The sequence below is a fragment of the Rhodovulum imhoffii genome (genome assembly GCF_003046545.1).
GTDB classification, from domain to species: Bacteria; Pseudomonadota; Alphaproteobacteria; order Rhodobacterales; family Rhodobacteraceae; genus Rhodovulum; species Rhodovulum imhoffii.
On the sequence record NZ_QAAA01000019.1, the window covers coordinates 1 to 20,234 of the forward strand.

Below are 20,234 nucleotides of genomic sequence, written 5' to 3' on the forward strand. Positions count from 1 at the left end.
GATCGCTGTATTGCCGCTCGGATGGCGTGCGTGGTCGTGGCGCTGCCGTGACGTATCTGTCCCATAGGGCTTCCTTCCATTCCAGCGAAAGGATCGCGCCATCAAACCTTGGGATCAAACACCTAGGCACGGATCATCGGGAAAAACGCCACCGCAAATTGCAAAGCCAACCCCACCCCGCCCCAAAGCGTTGCATAAGCAGCAAGGTACCCCAAGATTCCTTGGCCATAACCATAGACTGATACGGTAAGACCCGCGATCAGCAGCAGCACAAAGGCGACGCTCCCCATCACCAGGCGGTGGGTCACCTTGGCGGGCACATCGAATTTCTGCACCAGCCACCCCGCCGCGACCCAGCACAGAACCAGAAGGATTGGAATTTCCAGCGCCTGCGCGGAACCGACCGTTCCAAGCGGGCCGCCGATCATGAACCGGACAAGGCCCAGCAGGAATCCCACACCAAAAACAAGAACGAAATAGACTACCCCCGCGGAGACCGCGTTTTTCATCGCATTACCCTTCCAAAAGCGCCTGTGCGGCCGCCCTGGCCTGAGGCGTAATCGTATCTCCCGAAATCATGCGGGCAATTTCATCAATTCGGTCCGCGCCGGTCAATGGCGTCACGGAAGACAGAGTCGTTTCCGCACGCACTTTCTTTTCGACGCGCCAGTGATGCGCCGCCAGCGCCGCCACCTGCGGCGAGTGGGTCACCACCAGAACCTGCCCACCCCCGGCCAACGCGGCCAGCCGACGCCCCACGGCATCCGCCGTTGCACCGCCCACCCCGCGATCGATCTCATCAAAAATCAGGGTCTGCCCCGATGTTTGCTGCGTCAGGCAAACCTTCAGCGCCAGGAGGAAGCGGCTCAGTTCCCCGCCCGAGGCGATCTTGTTCAACGGCCCGGCCGGCGCACCCGGATTCGTTGCAACCTGAAATGTTACCGTATCCCCCCCCTCGGGGCCGGGATCGGCAGAGGTAACCAGAGTGGTAAACACGGCCCGTTCCATTTTCAGCGGGGCAAGCTCCCCCGTCATGGCCGCGTCCAGCGCCCTTGCCGCTGCGTGGCGCTTTTGCGTCAATCTCCGGGCAGCGGCTTCATAGGCGGCATGGGCCGTGTCCAGGGTCATACGCAGCGCCGCCAAGTCTGCTTCACCGCCATCCAGCGCGCAAAGGCGTCGGCGCAAGTCTTCCGCCAGTCCCCCCAGATCGTCGGGCTGCACCCCATGCTTGCGCGCCAGCGCCCTGAGGGCAAACAGTCGCTCCTCGGTCGCTTCAAGATCCGCCGGGTCGAATTCCAGTACACCGAGGCACGCCTCCACCCCCTGTACGGCTTCGCCCAGTTCAACCATCGCACGCCCCAGCGCCTCGATCGCCGGGTCCAGAGTACCTTCGACAATATCCGCCGTACCTTCGAGCCAACGCAGAGCATCGCCCATACGCGCCTCCGCCCCGCCCCCTTCGGAAAGCGCCGCATGGGCGCGGACGATATCTTCGCGGACCCGATCCGCAACCTGCATGGCACGGCGGCGGGCGTCCAGGACCGCGTCCTCACCCGGCACGGGAGACAAGCTATCAAGCTCCTCAACCGCGTGGCGGAGGAATTCTTCCTCCGCCTTCAGCGCGCAAAGCGCGGCCTCCGCACGTTCCATATCGGCCTGCGCTGCGGCACGGGCCCGCCACGCGGCGCGCGTTTGGGCGATATCGCCGGACAAGGCAGCGTAATCATCCAGAAGCTGACGGTGGCCCCGCGGATTCAACAGCCCCCGATCGTCCTGCTGCCCGTGCAGTTCGATCAGCGTATCGGAGAGTGCGCGCAAAATCTCACCGCTGACACGCCGGTCATTGACCCAGGAGGTCTTGCGGCCATCGCGGGTATTGATACGGCGCAGAATCAACGTCTCGCCCTCGGGGACCCCGGCCTCTTTCAGAACCGCCCGCGCCGCATGCCCGGCTGGTAGGTCGAATTCCGCCGTGACCTCAGCCTGCCCGGCGCCCGTGCGCACCAGATCAGCACGCCCGCGCCAGCCAAGAACGAAGCCCAGCGAATCCAGAAGTATCGACTTCCCCGCCCCGGTTTCTCCGGTCAGGACATTCAGGCCCGGCTGGAAGGCAAGATCCAGCCGGTCGATGATAAGCATGTCCCGGATTTCGAGACTGCGCAGCATGCGCGCTCTCCGCGTCTGTCAGAGCCATTGGCCCTTGATCATCTGACGATATACGGTGCGCAGCCAGCTCGTGCCGCGCGCCTCGGGGGCCAGTCCCCGTCCTTTTAACAGGTTGAAGGCATCCTGATACCAGTCGGTCGACTGGAAGTTGAAACCCAAAATCGCTCCGGCTGTCTGGGCTTCCTCATCCAGCCCCAGCGCCAGATACGCTTCGACAAGGCGGTATAGCGCCTCAGCGGTATGCGTGGTGGTCTGGAAGTCTTCAACCACGACCCTGAACCGATTGATGGCAGCAGTGTGATGGCCGCGCTTGAGATAGTAGCGCCCGATCTCCATCTCCTTTGCGGCAAGGTGATCGAAGGCAAGATCGAATTTCAGGATTGCCGACTTCGCGTATTCGCTTTCAGGATAACGTTCGATCACGGTCCGAAGGGCCTGAAGCGCCTGAAAGGTCAGCCCCTGATCACGCCCGACAAGGTCGATCTGGTCGTAATAGCTGAGTGCCAGCAGATACTGGGCATAAGCCGCGTCCTCATCGGCTGGGTAAAAATCAATGTAGCGCTGCGCGGCAATGCGGCTGTTCTCGTAATCCCGCTCCTTGTGATAGGCGAAGGCCTGCATGATCAGCGCGCGCCGGGCCCAGTCGGAATAGGGGTACAACCGCTCCACCTCTCCAAAAAGCCGGGCGGCTTCCTCTGCGTCATCCTCAACCTCGAGTTCCCGCTCCGCCTGGGTATAAATCTGCTGAGCGGTATAGCTTTCCAACGCGGGTTCACGCCGACTGCCAATCGGGCTGCAGGCGGTTGCAAGAACCAGCGTCGAAAAAGCCAATTGCACCAATCGCCCGCTGCGTCCCGTCATCGAAAGACCTATCTTATCGCCAAAACATCCCGGCTGGGGCCGGGTTGTTTTGTCCTCTAGCACAGAAATATCTGGGGCAAAACGTCTTTGGACGGGAATTTCCCGGTTACGCAGCAGCCGGAAAGTCCGCCGGGCAAACCCCCGCCCCCGGGAGCCGCGCCCCAAGGGCGCCGCTACAGGTTTCCAACCGGTAAGCGTTGGGGCTTGCAAACAGGGTTCGCAACAATTTGTTCGTCAGCGCATGGCCTGCCCGCTCCCCTTCGTAGCGACCGAGAATCGGCGCCCCGGCCAGCGCCAGATCGCCCAGCGCATCCAACATCTTGTGGCGAACGGGCTCATCGGCATGGCGCAACCCCCCGGGGCTGAGCACCGCGGCACCTTCCACCACGACAGCGTTGGTCAGACTTCCGCCAAGGGCCAGCCCATTCTCGCGCATCATGTCCACGTCCCGCTGCCGGCAGAACGTCCGGCTGTCACACAGTTCCCGCACGAAAGCGCCATTGGCCATGTTGAGGAAACGATGCTGGCGCCCGATGGCGGCGTCTTCGAAATCGATCTGAAAGTCGATCTCGAACCCTTCCGCAGGCACCAGGCGCGCGCGGGCGGCCCCTTCGCAAACTTCGACCGGCTCCAGAATGCGCAGCACCCTTACAGGGGCAGCCAACGGCTGGAGCCCACGGGTAAGGACCGCGCGCACAAAGGGGGCGGCGCTGCCATCCATGATCGGCACTTCGGGGCCATCGAGATCGATCAGCGCGTTGTTCACCCCGCACCCCGCCAGCGCCGCCATCACATGTTCCACGGTCGAAACGCTGGCCCCGGAATCGTTACGCAGCAGGGTGCACAGGCGTGACGGCTCGACAGAACTCCAGCGCGCAGGGATCATGCCCCCCTGCCCGGCCAGATCCGTGCGACGGAACCAGATCCCGTATTCCGCCGACGCAGGCCGGATCACCATGCGTACAGGGCGCCCGGAGTGAAGCCCGACACCCTTGAATTCGATCGAAGATTTAACCGTCGTCTGCAATGCAACACCTGTTATCCGGTCGGGCTTCTGTGACCCGCTGACCCTGACTTAATTGTCGCACCACGTTCCCTCAACTCAATCTTTGCAACATCGTGAAACATCCCGGCGGCCGGGGCGGCGGGTTTCCGCCAAACCCGGCAAAACCCCTCGTAAGACTCTGTTTAAAAATGAAAAAGAGGCCGCGAAAACGGCCCCTTCCACTCTGGAGTCGTGTTCGCCTAGTTGGCCTGACGACGCAGGAATGCCGGAATTTCGATACGCTCGTCTTCGGCCTCCGGCTCCTCTTCGTCATCGAAGCCGTAAACCGGCGGCTGACGGCGCATCGCCTGGCTGTTGCGATCATGGGTTTCGTGCCCATGCCCGGCCATCCGGTTGATCAGGGATCCGATGCCGAAACGTGGGCGGTCCGCCGCTTTCTCAGGCAAATCGGGGACGGCCTGCGGCGTGTTGTAAGTGCCGGGGTTGGGGACCTTGCTGACCGCCTTCTGCAACCGTGCAAGCGCCTCCGGAGAGGGCGTGCCGGGCGCGCGTACGGCCTCCTGCGGCTCCGGCCGATAGGCCGGTGGCGGCAGATCGTCGTCCTGCGCCTGCACCGCCGGCTCCACGAAGGCGGCCGCCGGCTCGCTCTCGAGTTCCGGGAAAAAGCTCGGCTCCTCCGGTTCGGGCCGGAACGCGGGTTCCTCACCCACCAGTTCTGGGTCCTCCGTCACGCTTTCGGCCACGGTTTCCGCGGGCCTCAGCGGCTCTGCCAGGCGGCGGCGCGGCACAGGGGTTTCCTGCATATCGGTGCTGGCGTCGATGCCCGTTGCCACGACGGAAACGCGCATCTTTCCATCCATCTCCGGATCGAGCGTCGACCCGACGATGATGTTGGCGTCCGGGTCGACCTCTTCGCGGATGCGGTTCGCGGCCTCGTCCAGTTCGAACAAGGTCAGATCGTAGCCTCCGGTGATGTTGATCAGAACGCCCTTGGCGCCCTTGAGGCTGATCTCGTCCAGAAGAGGGTTGGCGATCGCCTTCTCGGCGGCCATCACGGCACGGCTCTCGCCCTCGCCCTCGCCCGTGCCCATCATGGCCTTGCCCATTTCGTCCATCACCGCACGAACGTCGGCAAAGTCGAGGTTGATCAGCCCCGGCCGCACCATCAGGTCGGTGACGCCCTTGACCCCCTGATAAAGAACGTCGTCCGCCATCAGGAAGGCCTCGGTAAACGTCGTCTTCTCATTCGCCAGCCGGAACAGGTTCTGATTGGGAATGATAATCAGGGTATCCACGACCTTCTGCAGCGCCTCGACACCTTCCTCGGCCTGCCGCATTCGTTTTGCCCCTTCGAACTGGAAGGGTTTTGTCACCACCCCAACAGTCAGAACGCCAAGCTCCCGTGCAGCCTGGGCGATGATCGGAGCGGCCCCGGTCCCGGTTCCGCCCCCCATCCCGGCGGTGATGAAGCACATGTGCGATCCCGCAAGGTGATCGACGATTTCCTCGATGCTTTCTTCGGCCGCAGCAGCCCCGACGGAAGGCCGTGCCCCGGCCCCCAGCCCCTCGGTCACCTTGAGGCCGATCTGCACCCGTGACGGGGCGCGCGATTGCTGAAGCGCCTGTGCATCGGTATTCGCGGTGACGAACTCGACGCCTTCAAGCTGCTTCTCGATCATGTTGTTCACAGCATTGCCACCAGCGCCACCGACGCCAAATACCGTGATCCGTGGCTTGAGCTCGGTCTGCTCGGGCATATTGAGGTTCAAAGTCATGGATAGGTCCGCCTGTTTTCCCGGTATGCGCCGGATTTTTTACTTACTCGCCATCAATCTTACCGACTCAGGGGGGGGAGGTCACGAAAAAATTGCCAAAACCTACGAAATATGGCACCGGCAAGCTGTCATTCGGCGACATCCCGCCGCACTCCACCCTATATTGCGTTACCAGTTATCCCGGAACCAACGCACCGCGCGCCGAAGCGATGTCGCCGGGTATCGTTCCGAAGGAACGGCAAAATCCCACCATTCGTCCTGCGGGTGCGCCGCGAAAAGGCACAACCCCACGGCGCTGGAAAACGCGGCCCCCGTTGCCGATTGCGGCAATCCCTGAACCCGCAAGGGCCGCCCCAGCCGAACATGCTGGCCCAGAATACGGCTGGCCACCGCATCCAGTCCCGGAATGAGGCTGCCCCCCCCGGTCAGCACGATCTTGCGGCCCGGCAGGTATTCGAACCCCGCAGCATCAAGGCGCGCGCGCACATCCTCGAGAATCTCTTCCACCCGCGGGCGCATGATACCGATCAGTTCCGCCCGGCTGACGGTGCGGCGGTCATGTTCGTAATCTCCGGTCTCCCCGCCGATCGCGATCATCTCCCGGTCGTCCATGCCGGTGGCGACGAGGCCCCCGTTGAACGTCTTGATCCGCTCCGCCGTATCGAAGGGCACCTGCAGGCACTGGCAGATGTCGGAGGTCACATGCCGCCCGCCCATGCGCACACTGTCGGCATAAATCATGTGCTTTTTGATGAAAACCGAAACGCCGGTGGTTCCGCCTCCCATGTCGATACAGGCCGCCCCCAGTTCCTGTTCGTCTTCGACAAGGCTGGAAACGCCCGACACATAGGCCGAATTCGCAATCCCCGCCAATTCGAGATCGCAACGCTTGATACAATATATCAGGTTCTCGATCACACTGCCCTCGACGGTCAGCAGATGCATGTCCACCGACAGCCGCTTGCCGATCTGGCCACGCGGGTCGCTCAGCCCGGTACGGTGATCCAGCGCGAAATTGACCGGCTGGGCATGCAAGACTTCCCGGCCCGGCCCGATATCGGGCATTTCACAAGAGGCCAGCGCAGAGGCGACATCCTCCTCCTTGACCACATGGCCGGAAAGATCCACACCGCCTTCCAGCCCGTATGAGCGCGGACGCGCCCCCGCAAAACAGGCGATCACGTGGTCCACGCGCTGGCGCGCCATCTTCTGCGCGCGCTGCACGACAGTGCGGATCGCACGCTCGGTCTCCTGCATCGCGGTGATCTCGCCAAACCGCACCCCCCGCGACCGTAGCGCCGCCGCCCCGATCACCCGAAAGCTCGACTGCCCGGCCAGCGGGCCGACGCCCTCGGAATCGCGCAGCCTGTCGCTGCCGTCAAAGCGCAGGACAAGACAGGCCAGTTTGGACGTCCCGACATCCAGGATCGCGACAACGCCCCTGTCCATCGCCTGTTTGCGCATCCGGCGCATTGCACGCTGAGACTGGTACAGATTGCTCATCCGCTTGTCGCCCCCAATTCCATAGCTTTGATTTCCTGAAATATCTTTTGCGCGTTCGGCCCCATTCGCAGGGTCGGCCGCGCGGGTATCCTGAGATCGACGGCGACCACGTCCCGGGACAACAAGTCCTCCGCCTGGTCCAGCGCCATCACACGCTCCAGCGCCGCAAGCGCCCCCTCCTCGGGCAGCAGAATACGCTGCCCGCGGTCAAGAACGACATCCCAGCGCCGCTCCCCCATACGCACCAGCCCGCGCAACCGCGCCTCGACGGGACGGGCCGCCGCCAGCAACGCCAGCGCCTCGGGCACTGCGACCTCGGCCCCCTGCCCCACGATCAGCGGCAGATCGGCCCGTGCGCCCCGGCGGGTCACAGCCCCGACCCGGTGGCCTTCACGGTCCAGAAGCTCCAGGCCGTTTTCGCTCCGCCACAGGATGCGCGGGGTACGCTCCACGACACGGACTTCCAGAACTCCGCCGGGACGGATGAACAAATCCGCACGTGCAATGGCATCCAGCCCGGTAACGGCCTGCCGCACCGGATCCAGATCAAGATCGAAAGAGGAGACGGGAAAATCCAGCCCCATCACATCGCCGATATCCTCGGCCACCTCGGGGGACGCCCCGACAATGGAAACCGAACTCACCATGAACTCGGGCCGTTCCACGATCGAACGGCGCAACTCGAGCCCCGCATTCAACAACACCGCGCGGTTCGCCGGGTCGCCAAGGTAAAACGCCGCCAGCCCCCCCAGTACCAGCACGGGCACCCCAAAGCGCAGACCGTTGCGCACGACCGGCGTCAGCCACAGCCGTTCCGCCCGATAGGCCCAGCGTGACGGCGCCCCCGGCGCATGCTTGCGTTTCAGCGGTTGCACGACGCATCCTCCACCATCCAGCGGCACAACTGTCCGAAAGACATGCCGCAAGACACCGCCTGTTCCGGTGAAAGGGAGGTGGGCGTCATGCCCGGCTGGGTGTTTGTCTCCAGCAGGATCAGCCCCGCAAGCCCCCGCGTCGCATCCCAGCGGAAATCGGTGCGGCTTACCCCCCGGCACCCCAGCGCGCGATGGGCACGCAGAGCATAGTCAAGACAGGCCTCGAACACCTCCGCCGGCAGGTCCGCAGGCAGAATATGGCGCGATCCTCCCGCCTTGTACTTGGCATCGTAATCGTACCAGCCATCGGTCAGGATATCCGTCACGGTCAGCGCCCGGTCTCCCACAATAGTGGTGGTCAGTTCCCGGCCCGGCGCAAAACGCTCCACCATGACCGTTTCAGGCATATCCGCAGATAGCTCGGGCGGACCGTCGACAGGATCACGGACGATATACACCCCGACCGACGAGCCCTCATTATAGGGCTTCACCACGTAGGGCGGAGACATCACATGGCGCGCACGAACCTCATCGGCACGGGCCAGTACGCTTTCCATCACCGGCAGCCCGGCAGCCCGGTAAGCGGTCTTGGTGCATTCCTTGTCCATCGCCAACGCCGAGGCCAGAACCCCGGAATGGGTGTAGGGCAATCCCATCCACTCCAGCAGCCCCTGCACGCAGCCATCTTCCCCCCAGCGACCGTGAAGCGCGTTGAAAACCACGTCCGGACCAAGCCTGGACAACCGCGCGGGCAGATCCCGCCCCGCGTCGATCTCAATCACATCAAAACCCTGCCCCCGCAGCGCCGCAGCGCATTCGCGCCCTGATGACAGGGAAACCTCCCGCTCTGCGGAAAGGCCGCCCATCAGAACCGCAACCTTGGGGGATGCCCTGCTCGACATGCCCGCCACCTGTGCCTCACATCGCTTTTCGCGATAGTGTTATTCGTTGTCCGGGGCGGATTGGCCCACCCTCATGATCTCCCACTCTAGCTGGATTCCGCTGTCTTGGAAAACCCTTTTTCGGACGAGTTCGCCCAACCCCTCGAGATCCGCGGCGGTCGCGCAACCGGTATTGATCAGGAAATTCGCATGCTTTTCAGACATCTGGGCACCCCCCAGACGCGCCCCTCGCAGTCCCGCACGCTCGATCAGGCGCCACGCCTTGAGGTCATGCACATCATCCGCCCGCCCGGTCGAAGACGCCCCCGAAGGGTTGCGGAACGTCGACCCCGCACTACGTTCCCCGGTGGGCTGGCTGGCATCGCGGCGGGCGATCTGATCGGCCATGCGGGCCTCCAGATCCTCCGGCCGCCCCGGTTTGCCCTGCAACACGGCCTCCGTCAGCACCCAGCCTTCGGGCAGATCGCTCAGACGGTATCCAAAATTGAGATCTTCCGCGCGCAGCGTCACCTGCCGCCCCTCTCGGGTGATGACTTGCGCCTCGACAAACACATCCGCGATGTAACTGCCGTAACAGCCTGCATTCATCCGGATCGCTCCACCGATCGCACCGGGAATGGTCCGCAGAAATGTCAAATCGACCCCTGCCGCCGCCGCACGTCGCGCCACATGCGTATCCAGCGCCGCAGCCCCGGCGTGCACATGAAACCCGTCCACGCGAATCCCGTTGAACCCGCGGCCAAGCCGGATCACGGCCCCGCGTATCCCGCCATCGCGCACGATCAGGTTCGATCCGACCCCGATCGGGAAAACCGGCACGGCCGGGTCCAGCGCCGCCAGAAAGGAGGCCAGGTCCTGGGAATCCTCCGGCTGAAACAGCCATTCCGCCGGTCCGCCCACCCGCAGCCAGGTCAGGTCTGACAGCGCCCGGCCGGGAACCAGGCTGCCACGCACCTGCGGAAGCGTCATTCGCGCCTCCCCGCCATCGCCCCCAGCGCATAGAGCCCCGCCGAGAGAGCCGCCGCACCCATCCAGGGAAAAATCACATCATGGCGAAGAACCACGGCGGGCCCCTTGGCCGGCAAGGACAAAGCGATCGCGCCAACTGCCAGAGAATACACGCCGAACAATCCCAAAAACCCTCTCCAGGCACCGCGCAGACCATGGCAAAGCACCGCATAGGCCACGACCGGGGCCACAGCCCAGCTTGCATAGGCCAGCAAGATCGCCGACCCCGTCATCGCGAACGTCCGGCCCCCGGCCCGTGCTGGCGTATCCACGCGATGAAATCGCGCTTTGGAAGCCGCAGGACCGCCACGCCGCCAATCAGGACGGCCAGCCCCCAGACAGGCCCCATCTGGTAAGTCAGCAAACCGATCAGCGGAACCCCCACTACCACCAACCCGAAGGCCAGCGGCGCCTGAAAATGTTCCGGCATCACGCCGACACCCAAGGCGACCAGGCCCCACAGGATGGCAAGACCGAGTGTCAGGTTCATGCCACACCTCCGGCGGCCTTCGCCGTTCCGGCCAGCCGGGCGGGCAGGTTGTTCGCCCACGCGCTTATCGTCCCCGCACCGAGACAGACAACCATGTCCCCCGGCCCGGCTTGCTCACGGACCAGCCGCTCCAGGTCGTCTTCGCACAACAGGGCGCGGGCGTGACGGTGACCGTGGCGGATAAGCCCGGCGACCAGGTCGTCCCGGCTGGCCCCCTCCACCGGGTCTTCGCCAGCGGCATAAACTTCTGCAATTCCAACGACATCGGCATCGTTGAAACATGAACAAAAATCTTCGAACAGCGCCGACAGGCGGCTGTAGCGGTGCGGCTGGTGAACGGCGATGACCCGCCCCTGCGTGGCCTGCCGGGCCGCCTTCAACACCGCGGCAATCTCCACCGGATGATGGCCATAATCGTCGATCACGGTCACACCGCCAACCTCCCCCACGCGGGTGAAACGCCGGTTCACTCCGCCGAACCCGGCCAGAGCGGCGCGGATTTCTTCCGCTTTCATGCCCAGGTGCCGTGCCACGGCCACCGCCGACAGCGCATTCGACACGTTGTGGTCCCCCGGCATCGGCAGAGTGCAGCCTTCGATCACCCGGCCCTCGGCCTGCAACGCGATGTCGAAATGTGCCGCGCCACCTTCATAACGCAGGTTGATGGCCCGCACATCCGCCTGCGCATTGAACCCGAAAGTCGCCACACGCCGGTCCGTCAGCTTGCCGACCAGCGCCTGTACCTCGTGATGGTCGGTACAACACACCGCCAGACCGTAGAAGGGAATGTTGGACACGAAGTCGTAGAACCCCTGGCGGAGCGACTCGAAATCCCCCCAATGTTCCATGTGTTCGGGATCGATATTGGTGACGATGGCAATCGTCGCCGGAAGGCGGGTAAAGGTTCCGTCGCTTTCATCGGCCTCGACGACCATCCACTCCCCGGCACCCATGCGCGCGTTGGAACCGTAGGCGTGAATGATTCCGCCATTGATGACCGTCGCATCGAACCCGCCCGCATCCAGCAACGTGGCGACCATGGTCGTGGTCGTCGTCTTGCCATGCGTTCCCCCGACCGCGATGTTGGACTTCAGGCGCATCAGTTCGGCCAGCATCTCCGCCCGGCGCACCACCGGCATCCCCCGCCGCCGCGCGGCGTCCAGCTCCGGATTGCCGGGCTTGATGGCCGAAGAAATCACCACCACCGCCGCGCCGTCCAGGTTTTCCGCGCGCTGCCCCTCGAACACTGTCGCGCCCAGGCGGCTCAACCGCGCGGTAATCTTGCTCGCCTTCAGGTCCGATCCCTGAACGCAGTAGCCAAGGTTGAGAAGCACCTCGGCAATACCGGACATACCGATTCCACCGATCCCGATGAAATGAATGGGTCCGACATCGGTGGGAAGTTTGGTGGCGGCGTTCATACTCGGACCTTACCTGATAAAGCCTCGACAAGCCCGGCAAGCCGCTGGGCCGCCTCCGGCCGGCCCTGGGCCAGCGCGGCATGGGCCATTTGAGTCGCCGCCCCCGGCTGCGACAGAATAGCGTTTATCTGCTGTGAGAGCGTTGCGGAATCAAGCCTCGACTCGGGGATCAGCACCGCCGCGCCGGCCTTGACCAGCCCGCGCGCATTCGCCGTCTGGTGATCTCCGGTGGCCGCCGCAAAGGGAATCAGGATCGCCGGACGCCCCACCACGGAGATATCTGCAACCGAAGACGCGCCGGAACGCGAAACCACCAGCTGCGCCTCAGCCAGCCGGGCCGGGACATCGTCGAAAAAGGGCCGGACCTCGGCATCGACACCGGCGCGGGCATAAGCCTCGGCAACGCGCGCCTCATCCTCTGGTCTGGCCTGATGGGCAACCCGCAGGTTGCGACGCAGCGGGTCGGGCAGAAGCGCAATCGCCTTCGGAGCGGTGTCGGACAGGATGCGCGCACCCTGGCTGCCACCGATGACCAGCAAACTCATCGGATAGTCGCCGGGCGGAATGTAGGGCGCACCCGCCCTGCCCAGCACAGCCGCGCGTACCGGATTGCCGACATGAACACCCTCCACGCCAGTGGGCAGGTCCGTCGGCCATGTCCCGCAGGCAACGGCGGAAACACGCCGGGCAAACAGCCTGTTCACCTTGCCCAATACGCCGTTCTGTTCGTGAATCATCGCCGGAATGCCCAGGATGCGAGCTGCGGCAAGCGCGGGAAAGGACGGGTAACCCCCAAACCCGGCCACCGCCGCCGGGCGGTCCCGGCCCATTTGCGCGATGGCGGAGGTCACACCGGCCGCCAGACGAAACGGCACGACACCCTTGGCCAGCCTTCCGCCGCGGGCGAAACTGGCGGCAGGAACCCGGCGGATCTCAACCTCATCCGGAAAGCCCCCTGCATAACGGGCGCCCCGAACATCGGTCGACAGCACGACACGCCAGCCGCGTTCAAGCATTTCCTCGGCCAACGCCTGGGCAGGGAACATATGACCGCCTGTGCCGCCCGCAGCGATGACCAGAAGGTCGGATTGGCTCATCCCCACCCCTTTCTGCGCAGGATATCCCCGATTTCGCCTTGCGGACGGACCCGCGTCAGAGCCAGAAGCGCGCCAACGGTGATTCCCCCTGCGATCAGCGACGAACCGCCATAGCTGACGAAAGGCAAAGTCATCCCCTTGGCGGGCAACAGCCGGACCGCTACGCCCATATTGATGAAGGCCTGAATCCCGAAGATACAGGCCAGCCCCGCGCCTGCCAGCCGGGTAAAGGTATCGCGTTCCCGCATCAAGCGGAAAAGCGACCGGATTACAATGATCGCATAAAGCGCCAGAATCGTCAGCACCAGGACCAGCCCGTATTCCTCGGCCGCGACGGCGATGATGAAGTCCGTATGGGCATCGGGCAAGGACAGCTTGACCTGCCCTTCCCCCACGCCGGTGCCGAAAAACCCCCCCTCACGGATCGCGTTGGCGGCAAAGCCAAGCTGCGTGCGCGGGTCCAGTTCGGGGGACAAGAACCCGTCAATCCTTCGGGCAAAATGCTCGGAATTGCTGTAAGCCACGGTTCCGGCAAAAACCGTCGCCCCCGCCAGCCCCAGCAGCAGAAGGATCGGCGCCCCCGCCACGAAGTAGATTACCCCCCAGGTGAACAGCACCAGCGCCGCCTGCCCGAAATCGGGTTGCAGCGCCAGAAACCCGACGATCACGACCGCCACGCCAAGCGAGATCAATCGCCCCGGCGGGCCGTTCGGCTCTTGTGCGGCGGCCATGAACCATGCGGTCAGGATGACGAATGCAGGCTTGAGAAACTCCGACGGCTGTACGCTGGCAAAGCCAAGGCTGTACCAGCGCACGGCACCCTTGCCGAAATCCGTTCCAAGCACCGGCAACAACGCCAGGGCAACAAAGGCTGCGAAAAACCCGATCACGCCCAGTCGCCGGATCAGCGTCGGCGACATCATCGAGGTCACAAACATCGCCACCAGTGCCGCGCCTCCAAACAGCGCCTGCCGTTCAACGTAATGGAAAGGGGCGAACCCGTTGTCGCGCGCCAGCGGCGGAGAGGCCGCCATGCCCAGCAACAAGCCGATGCAGCACAACAGCAGAATACAAACCAGACTGAGCTTGTCGACCGTGCGCCACCACCGTGGGAGTATCGGCTCCCCCGCCCGGATGGGTACGGAGCCATAGACCATTTCCGTCATGGTTAACTGCCTTGCGCTGCCTCTGCTTCGCCCGTTTTCCGGGTCTGGGGACAGTTTAGCGTGGAACAGGTCGCAAAACCAGTGCCTAAGCGTTCACGTGCCTGCCCACCTCGGCGATGAAGTCCATACCGCGAACCTCGAAATTGTCATACTGGTCGAAGCTCGCCGCCGCTGGGGCCAGAAGCACCACGTCACCGGGGCAGGCCTCGGCCACCGCCCGGTCGACGGCAACGGTCATCGTCGTACAGACCTCATGGGGGATCGCGGCCAGATGCAGCGCAAAACCCGCGGCCTCACGACCGATCACATAGGCCTTGGCCACGTTCCCCAGATACGGCACCACCGGGTCCAGGCCGCCTTCTTTCTCCAGCCCGCCGCAAATCCAGCGGATGTTGCGAAAAGCGGACAGCGCCTTGGCCGCGCTGGCAGCATTGGTGGCCTTGGAGTCGTTGATGAACCGGACGCCATTCTTTTCCCCCACCGGCTGGCTGCGATGCGGCAGTCCGGCAAAGTCGTGGAATGCCTGTCCGATCACCTTGGGGGAAATCCCTAAACAGCGCGCGGCGGCATAGGCCGCACAGGCGTTCTGATGGTTGTGGACGCCGGGCAGCCCCGCGATATCGCGCAAGTCGACCGAAGCCACCTGGCGCCCCTTGCGCCACTCGCTCAAAAACCCCTTGCGCGCCAGGATCAGCCACCCGGACCGATCCTGCACATGCCCCGAAGCCACCCGGATCACCCGGTCGTCTCCGCTTCCCTCGGACAATTGATTGGCCAGAAAGCGCCCCTCCGGCTCATCGACACCGATAATGGCGCGGTCCGGCCCCCCCTCGGCAAAAAGCCGGCGCTTGGCCGCAAAATACCCCCCCGGTCCGGCATGGCGGTCCAGGTGATCGGCAGATAGGTTCGTGAAAACCGCAATATCAGGTGTCAGCGCGCGGGCCAGATCCGTCTGGTAGCTGGACAATTCCAGCACCACCACCCCCCCATCTCCGGGCGGGTCGATATCCAGCACACCCCGACCGATATTTCCCGCAAGCTGACTTTCCCGCCCCGCCATGCACAGAACGTGATGGATCAGTGCCGCCGTCGTCGATTTCCCGTTGGATCCCGTCACCGCAACAACCCGGGGTGTCTTGTCGAAATTCTCCCATTCCGCCGTCGCAAGAGAGCGGAAGAACAACCCGATATCATTGTCGACCGGCACACCCGCCTCCAGTGCTGCGGCGACACCCCGGTGTGGGGCGGGGTAGAGATGTGCAATCCCCGGACTGACAATCAGTGCGGCAAGGCCATCCATCGCACCCGAACGGGCCAGATCTTCGGGGGTAAAGCCGGCCTCCTGCGCGCGGATCCGGGCCGCTTCGTTGTCATCCCAGACAACAGAATCCGCCCCACCCGCGCGCAACGCCCTTGCGGCGGACAGCCCGGACCGTCCGAGCCCGAGAACGGCAACCCGTTTCCCACGATACCCCTGAACCGGAATCATGCGTAACCCCGTCTTGACTTTTCCCACAGCTTGGGGACCGACGCGCAAGGAATGTCAAGCGCGCGCCGGCCCCCTGAACTGTCTGCGCGGGCGTAATGTCAGACCAGGTAGTGCCACCCCACGATCAGCGGCAGCAACACCAGAATCGCCAGCGCAAACAGGAACGATGCGGTCCGGTTCCCGCCCATCCAGCGCATCGCGCCCGCAAGCGCGGGTGCCACCATCACGGCGGCGATCATCAACGGAAAAAACGTGTGAAAGATCGGGACGCAATTGCCCGGCTGGGTGAAGTTCTTCTGGCAATACGGCACGATCTCATCCGAAAACAGCACCGCCAGGATCAGCAGATAGGCCAAAAAGGCCATGACGGAATACGGCGGCACCCCGTCAAACTGCTTTTTTTCAGTCGCCTCAGTCTTCATCTGTCCTCCTATCGGCATCACCGAATTTTCAAGGTGGCCAACCCGATCAAAGCAAGGATCAGGGAAATGATCCAGAATCGAATGACGATCTGCGGCTCGGCCCACCCCTTCTTTTCGAAATGATGATGTATCGGAGCCATAAGGAACACGCGCCTTTTTGTCATCTTGTAGTATGCGACCTGAATGATGACGCTCAGCGCCTCGATCACGAACAATCCGCCAACGATCCCCAGAACGATTTCATGCTTGGTGGCAACGGCAATCGCCCCCAGCGCGCCCCCCAGCGCAAGTGAGCCGGTATCCCCCATGAAAACCGCGGCAGGTGGGGCATTGTACCACAGGAACCCCAGCCCACCCCCGATCAGCGCAGCACTGAAAATGAGAATTTCCCCGGTGCCGGGCACGTAATGCACATCAAGATACTCGGTGAAATCGACGCGCCCCACCGCATAAGCGATCACGCCCAGCGTGGCGGCGGCAATCATCACAGGCATGATCGCCAGACCATCAAGCCCATCGGTCAGGTTCACGGAATTCGCAGCCCCCACAATCACGAACATCGCGAAGGGCACGAAAAAAATCCCCATATTGATGAGGGCGTCCTTGAACACCGGGAACGCCAGTTGAAAGCTCAGATCCGGAGGATGCGCCCAAGAGGCCAGAAGCCCTGCAACGGCGGCAATCAGCAACCCCAACCCGAACCGAACCTTCCCCGGCACGCCCTTGGTGTTGTTCTTCGATACCTTCGCATAATCGTCGGCAAACCCGATCGCCCCGAAGGATACCGTCACGAAAAGCAATATCCAGATATAGGCATTGTCCAGCCGCGCCCATAACAGCGTGGCAAAGACCAGCGCCCCCAGAATGAGAACCCCCCCCATCGTGGGAGTGCCGGACTTGGTTTCAAGGTGGCTCTGGGGGCCGTCCTCACGGATCGGCTGTCCGTTTTTCTGCCGTCTCTTGAGAAGGTTGATCAAAGGCCTGCCGAACAGAAAACCGAAAATCAGCGCCGTAAAAAAGGACGCGCCTGCACGAAAGGTGATATAGCGAAACAGATTGAAAACATCACCACCGTCGGAGAACTCGGTCAGCCAATACAGCATCTGTAAAAGTCCTTGTTAATCGGTTGAAACCGCTTGTCCCAGTTTGCGTATCGCATCGACGATTACGGATACACGGCTGCCCTTGGACCCTTTCACGAGTACGACATCGCCCGCGTCGCAAAGCACATGGGCGCGCGCGGCCAGATCCTCGGCCCGCTCCTGCCACTGGCCGCGCTGACGCGCAGGCAATGCAGCGTAGAGCGCCCGCATCCGCGGCCCCACACAGTGCACAACATCCACGCACCTGAATGCGGGCACATCCGCAATCGCACGATGCAGATCCTCTTCGTTCTCGCCCAGCTCCAGCATATCCCCCAGCACCGCGATCCGGCGACCCGAGGTCACACGCCCCAGTCCGTCCCGCGGCTGCGCGGCGGCGAGAACCTCCAGCGCCGCAGCCATGGAGGCCGGGTTCGCATTGAACGCATCGTCGATCAGGTCGATGATCAGATGGTCATCGACAACATCCAGCACCAGCCGTTCACGGGCCCCGCGCCCGGCAGGAGGCCGCCAGGCGCCAAGATCGCAAGCCGCCACCGCCGCGTCGATGCCGCAAACGTCCGCCACCGCCAGAACCCCCAGCGCGTTGGAGGCAAAATGGCGCCCCACCGCCCGGATCTTGAACAGAAACGCTTTGCCATGGGCTTCGGCCTCGACCACCGTGGCGATGTCACCAAGGGTCACACGTGTCAGGCGGTAGTCGCTTCCCGTCGACTCCCCAAACCGCAGCACACGAGCTCCGGCGGCCCGCGCGGCCCCGGCCAGAATCGGTGTCACGTCCAGATCATTGTGAAACACCGCGATGCCGCCGGGTTCCAGGCCACGGAAAATCGCGGCCTTCTCCCGCGCGATGGCGGCGATATCCTCAAACGCCTCCAGATGCGCCGCCGCGACAGTGGTAACGAGCGCCACATCGGGCCGGGCCATCGCCGAGAGGGGGGCGATCTCACCGGGGTGGTTCATACCTATTTCGATCACAGCGAACCCGGCATCGCGCGGCATCCGCGCCAATGTCAGCGGCACACCCCAATGATTGTTGTAGCTTGCCTCCGCGGCATGGACATGCCCCTGCCGGGCCAGGACCGCGCGCAACATCTCCTTCGTCGAGGTCTTGCCGACAGAGCCCGTCACCCCGATCACCCGTGCCGCCGTACGCGCCCGTGCCGCGCGCCCCAAAGCCGTCAGCGCCGCCAGAACATCGGAAACGATCAGAAGCGGCGCGTCCTTCGCCACCCCCGCGGGCCGCCGGGAAACCAGTGCCGCAGCCGCGCCCTTTGCCAGCGCCTCAGCGACAAAATCATGTCCGTCGCGCCGATCCGCGAGGGCGACGAACAGATCCCCCGGTGTCAGGCTGCGGGTATCGATGGAGACCCCCTGCGCCTTCCAAGCTGTCGTGGACTGACCGCCGGTGGCCGCCATGGCCTCCGCCGCTGTCCAGAGTATGCTCATGACACCGCCCCGTCCAAAGCGGCGACTGCGACACTGGCCTGCTCCACATCATCGAAGGGGTAAACGTTCTCCCCCACGATCTGCCCGGTTTCATGTCCCTTGCCCGCAATCAGCAGCGCATCGCCTGCCTCCAACGCATCCACACCGCGCAATATGGCCTCCGCCCGGTCGCCGACCTCGGTCGCCTCTGGGCAGCCCGCCATAACCTCGGCGCGGATAGTGGCGGCATCCTCGGTCCGGGGGTTGTCATCGGTTACGATGACAAGATCGGCGTTCTTCGCCGCCGCCTGCCCCATCAACGGGCGCTTGCCCCGGTCACGGTCGCCCCCCGCACCGAACACGACCACGATCCGTCCCATGACATGCGGACGCAAAGATCGCAGCGCGGAAACCAGCGCGCCGGGTTTGTGCGAGTAATCCACGAACACCGCCGCGCCGTTGCCCCGCGTCGCTGCCAGTTCCATCCGCCCCCGGACGGTCTCCAGCTCCGACAACACCGGGAAAACCCGTTCCGGTATCTCACCCGCGCCGATCGCCAGCCCCGCCGCCGCCAGAACGTTTTCTGCCTGGAACCCACCAATAAGTTCCAGCCGGGTCTGATGTGGCGCCCCCTGCCACGCAAAACGCAGGGTCTGGCCCGTCGCATCATAGGCCTGGGCAAGGATGCGCAGGTCGCAATCCTGCCCCCGCCCGATGGTCAGCAGGCCCCGCGTGCGGGCACGCGCATGCCCCAGCATCTGCACCCCGCGCGGGTCATCCGTATTGACGACAGCCACGCCGTCCTCGGGCAGGATACGATCGAACAGGCCGACCTTCGCATTGAAGTAATCGTCGAAATCCTTGTGGTAATCGAGGTGATCCTGACTGAAATTCGTGAATGCCGCCGCCTTGATCGCCACCCCGTCAAGCCGCCGCTGCGCAAGCCCGTGACTCGAGGCCTCCATCGCGGCATGGGTAACGCCATGCGCAGCCATCTCCGCCAGAGCACGGTGCAGGGCGATCGGCTCCGGCGTGGTGTGGGTCAGCGGCGCCTGCCACGCCCCCTGAACGCCCATCGTGCCGATGCTGCATGCCTTGCGCCCCAACCCTTCCCAGATCTGGCGGGTGAAATTGACCACCGAGGTCTTTCCCGATGTCCCCGTCACCGCCACGACCGTGCCCGGCTGGCGCCCGAAGAACAACGCCGCCGCACAGGCCAGCGCCTGTCGCGGATCTTCGGTCACCACGACCGCCGCGGCACTACCGGCCAGTTCGTCCCTTGCGATCTCCGCCCCTGCCCGGTCGGTCAGGATGGCAGATGCGCCCATGCGCAAGGCGAAAGTGATGAACTCCGCACCATGGATATTCGTACCCGGAAGCGCCCCGAACAAATGCCCCGGCCGGACCTCGCGACTATCCACCGACAGCCCCGTCACCGGAACGTCATGGCCGCCCCTCGACTGCAACCCGAGGGCAGAAAGAGTGATTTTCGCCGGATCAGCCATGGGCCGATGCTCCTTGC

At 63.8% G+C, this 20,234-nt stretch carries 19 protein-coding genes; all 19 read right to left on the reverse strand.

Annotated elements, in window-relative coordinates; genetic code table 11:
• Positions 1–122: 122 nt before the first annotated feature.
• Positions 123–509: a hypothetical protein gene (locus C8N32_RS15015; protein WP_107893290.1), complete on the reverse strand. Its 387-nt coding sequence runs from the start codon at positions 507–509 to the stop codon at positions 123–125.
• Positions 510–513: 4 nt separating this feature from the next.
• A complete protein-coding gene (gene recN, locus C8N32_RS12315; RefSeq protein WP_107893291.1) occupies positions 514–2,166 on the reverse strand; it encodes a DNA repair protein RecN in 1,653 nt (550 codons plus the stop codon).
• Between the two features lie 18 nt (positions 2,167–2,184).
• Positions 2,185–3,027: an outer membrane protein assembly factor BamD gene (locus C8N32_RS12320; RefSeq protein ID WP_107893292.1), complete on the reverse strand. Its 843-nt coding sequence runs from the start codon at positions 3,025–3,027 to the stop codon at positions 2,185–2,187.
• 106 nt (positions 3,028–3,133) lie between these two features.
• Positions 3,134–4,054, reverse strand: coding sequence for a UDP-3-O-acyl-N-acetylglucosamine deacetylase (gene lpxC / locus C8N32_RS12325; protein WP_107893293.1), 921 nt, complete (start codon positions 4,052–4,054; stop codon positions 3,134–3,136).
• A gap of 218 nt (positions 4,055–4,272) precedes the next feature.
• A complete protein-coding gene (gene ftsZ / locus C8N32_RS12330; protein ID WP_107893294.1) occupies positions 4,273–5,808 on the reverse strand; it encodes a cell division protein FtsZ in 1,536 nt (511 codons plus the stop codon).
• Positions 5,809–5,976: 168 nt separating this feature from the next.
• Positions 5,977–7,311, reverse strand: a complete 1,335-nt coding sequence (ftsA, locus tag C8N32_RS12335; RefSeq protein ID WP_107893295.1) for a cell division protein FtsA — start codon at positions 7,309–7,311, stop codon at positions 5,977–5,979.
• A complete protein-coding gene (locus C8N32_RS12340; protein ID WP_107893296.1) occupies positions 7,308–8,186 on the reverse strand; it encodes a cell division protein FtsQ/DivIB in 879 nt (292 codons plus the stop codon). Before C8N32_RS12340 ends, ftsA begins: the two co-directional genes overlap by 4 nt.
• Positions 8,174–9,088, reverse strand: a complete 915-nt coding sequence (locus C8N32_RS12345) for a D-alanine--D-alanine ligase (protein WP_107893297.1) — start codon at positions 9,086–9,088, stop codon at positions 8,174–8,176. The genes C8N32_RS12340 and C8N32_RS12345 overlap by 13 nt, the downstream gene beginning before the upstream one ends.
• 39 nt (positions 9,089–9,127) lie before the next feature.
• Positions 9,128–10,057, reverse strand: a complete 930-nt coding sequence (murB, locus tag C8N32_RS12350; RefSeq protein WP_107893298.1) for a UDP-N-acetylmuramate dehydrogenase — start codon at positions 10,055–10,057, stop codon at positions 9,128–9,130.
• Positions 10,054–10,329, reverse strand: a complete 276-nt coding sequence (locus tag C8N32_RS12355; protein ID WP_107893299.1) for a hypothetical protein — start codon at positions 10,327–10,329, stop codon at positions 10,054–10,056. The genes murB and C8N32_RS12355 overlap by 4 nt, the downstream gene beginning before the upstream one ends.
• Positions 10,326–10,586: a DUF2484 family protein gene (locus tag C8N32_RS12360; protein ID WP_107893300.1), complete on the reverse strand. Its 261-nt coding sequence runs from the start codon at positions 10,584–10,586 to the stop codon at positions 10,326–10,328. The genes C8N32_RS12355 and C8N32_RS12360 overlap by 4 nt, the downstream gene beginning before the upstream one ends.
• Positions 10,583–12,007 (reverse strand): UDP-N-acetylmuramate--L-alanine ligase, encoded by a 1,425-nt coding sequence (gene murC, locus C8N32_RS12365; protein WP_107893301.1) that lies wholly within the window; start codon positions 12,005–12,007, stop codon positions 10,583–10,585. Before murC ends, C8N32_RS12360 begins: the two co-directional genes overlap by 4 nt.
• Entirely contained in the window at positions 12,004–13,104 is a 1,101-nt protein-coding gene (locus C8N32_RS12370) for a UDP-N-acetylglucosamine--N-acetylmuramyl-(pentapeptide) pyrophosphoryl-undecaprenol N-acetylglucosamine transferase (RefSeq protein ID WP_107893302.1), read from the reverse strand. The genes murC and C8N32_RS12370 overlap by 4 nt, the downstream gene beginning before the upstream one ends.
• Positions 13,101–14,270 carry a putative lipid II flippase FtsW gene (gene ftsW, locus C8N32_RS12375; RefSeq protein ID WP_107893303.1) on the reverse strand — a complete coding sequence of 390 codons (1,170 nt, stop codon included), beginning with the start codon at positions 14,268–14,270 and terminating at the stop codon, positions 13,101–13,103. The genes C8N32_RS12370 and ftsW overlap by 4 nt, the downstream gene beginning before the upstream one ends.
• An 85-nt stretch (positions 14,271–14,355) precedes the next feature.
• Positions 14,356–15,759, reverse strand: coding sequence for a UDP-N-acetylmuramoyl-L-alanine--D-glutamate ligase (murD, locus tag C8N32_RS12380; RefSeq protein ID WP_107893304.1), 1,404 nt, complete (start codon positions 15,757–15,759; stop codon positions 14,356–14,358).
• 98 nt (positions 15,760–15,857) lie between these two features.
• Positions 15,858–16,181 (reverse strand): hypothetical protein, encoded by a 324-nt coding sequence (locus C8N32_RS12385; protein ID WP_107893305.1) that lies wholly within the window; start codon positions 16,179–16,181, stop codon positions 15,858–15,860.
• 17 nt (positions 16,182–16,198) lie between these two features.
• A complete protein-coding gene (mraY, locus tag C8N32_RS12390) occupies positions 16,199–17,284 on the reverse strand; it encodes a phospho-N-acetylmuramoyl-pentapeptide-transferase (RefSeq protein WP_107893306.1) in 1,086 nt (361 codons plus the stop codon).
• 15 nt (positions 17,285–17,299) lie between these two features.
• On the reverse strand, positions 17,300–18,733 hold the full coding sequence (locus C8N32_RS12395; protein ID WP_107893307.1) for a UDP-N-acetylmuramoyl-tripeptide--D-alanyl-D-alanine ligase: 1,434 nt from the start codon (positions 18,731–18,733) through the stop codon (positions 17,300–17,302).
• The gene (locus C8N32_RS12400; protein WP_107893308.1) at positions 18,730–20,217 is read right to left on the reverse strand and encodes a UDP-N-acetylmuramoyl-L-alanyl-D-glutamate--2,6-diaminopimelate ligase; all 1,488 of its coding nucleotides are present in this window, start codon (positions 20,215–20,217) and stop codon (positions 18,730–18,732) included. The genes C8N32_RS12395 and C8N32_RS12400 overlap by 4 nt, the downstream gene beginning before the upstream one ends.
• Positions 20,218–20,234: the final 17 nt, after the last annotated feature.

What these genes read in the sequence shown, in the direction of transcription:
- C8N32_RS12355 (WP_107893299.1), bottom strand. Translation starts at nt 10,329, where the DNA reads ATGACGGGGTCGGCGATCTTGCTGGCCTATGCAAGCTGGGCTGTGGCC.
- murD (WP_107893304.1), bottom strand. Translation starts at nt 15,759, where the DNA reads ATGATTCCGGTTCAGGGGTATCGTGGGAAACGGGTTGCCGTTCTCGGG.
- C8N32_RS12395 (WP_107893307.1), bottom strand. Translation starts at nt 18,733, where the DNA reads ATGAGCATACTCTGGACAGCGGCGGAGGCCATGGCGGCCACCGGCGGT.
- C8N32_RS12385 (WP_107893305.1), bottom strand. Translation starts at nt 16,181, where the DNA reads ATGAAGACTGAGGCGACTGAAAAAAAGCAGTTTGACGGGGTGCCGCCG.
- C8N32_RS12320 (WP_107893292.1), bottom strand. Translation starts at nt 3,027, where the DNA reads ATGACGGGACGCAGCGGGCGATTGGTGCAATTGGCTTTTTCGACGCTG.
- murB (WP_107893298.1), bottom strand. Translation starts at nt 10,057, where the DNA reads ATGACGCTTCCGCAGGTGCGTGGCAGCCTGGTTCCCGGCCGGGCGCTG.
- mraY (WP_107893306.1), bottom strand. Translation starts at nt 17,284, where the DNA reads ATGCTGTATTGGCTGACCGAGTTCTCCGACGGTGGTGATGTTTTCAAT.
- ftsZ (WP_107893294.1), bottom strand. Translation starts at nt 5,808, where the DNA reads ATGACTTTGAACCTCAATATGCCCGAGCAGACCGAGCTCAAGCCACGG.
- C8N32_RS12360 (WP_107893300.1), bottom strand. Translation starts at nt 10,586, where the DNA reads ATGAACCTGACACTCGGTCTTGCCATCCTGTGGGGCCTGGTCGCCTTG.
- ftsA (WP_107893295.1), bottom strand. Translation starts at nt 7,311, where the DNA reads ATGAGCAATCTGTACCAGTCTCAGCGTGCAATGCGCCGGATGCGCAAA.
- C8N32_RS12345 (WP_107893297.1), bottom strand. Translation starts at nt 9,088, where the DNA reads ATGTCGAGCAGGGCATCCCCCAAGGTTGCGGTTCTGATGGGCGGCCTT.
- ftsW (WP_107893303.1), bottom strand. Translation starts at nt 14,270, where the DNA reads ATGACGGAAATGGTCTATGGCTCCGTACCCATCCGGGCGGGGGAGCCG.
- C8N32_RS12400 (WP_107893308.1), bottom strand. Translation starts at nt 20,217, where the DNA reads ATGGCTGATCCGGCGAAAATCACTCTTTCTGCCCTCGGGTTGCAGTCG.
- C8N32_RS15015 (WP_107893290.1), bottom strand. Translation starts at nt 509, where the DNA reads ATGAAAAACGCGGTCTCCGCGGGGGTAGTCTATTTCGTTCTTGTTTTT.
- recN (WP_107893291.1), bottom strand. Translation starts at nt 2,166, where the DNA reads ATGCTGCGCAGTCTCGAAATCCGGGACATGCTTATCATCGACCGGCTG.
- C8N32_RS12370 (WP_107893302.1), bottom strand. Translation starts at nt 13,104, where the DNA reads ATGAGCCAATCCGACCTTCTGGTCATCGCTGCGGGCGGCACAGGCGGT.
- murC (WP_107893301.1), bottom strand. Translation starts at nt 12,007, where the DNA reads ATGAACGCCGCCACCAAACTTCCCACCGATGTCGGACCCATTCATTTC.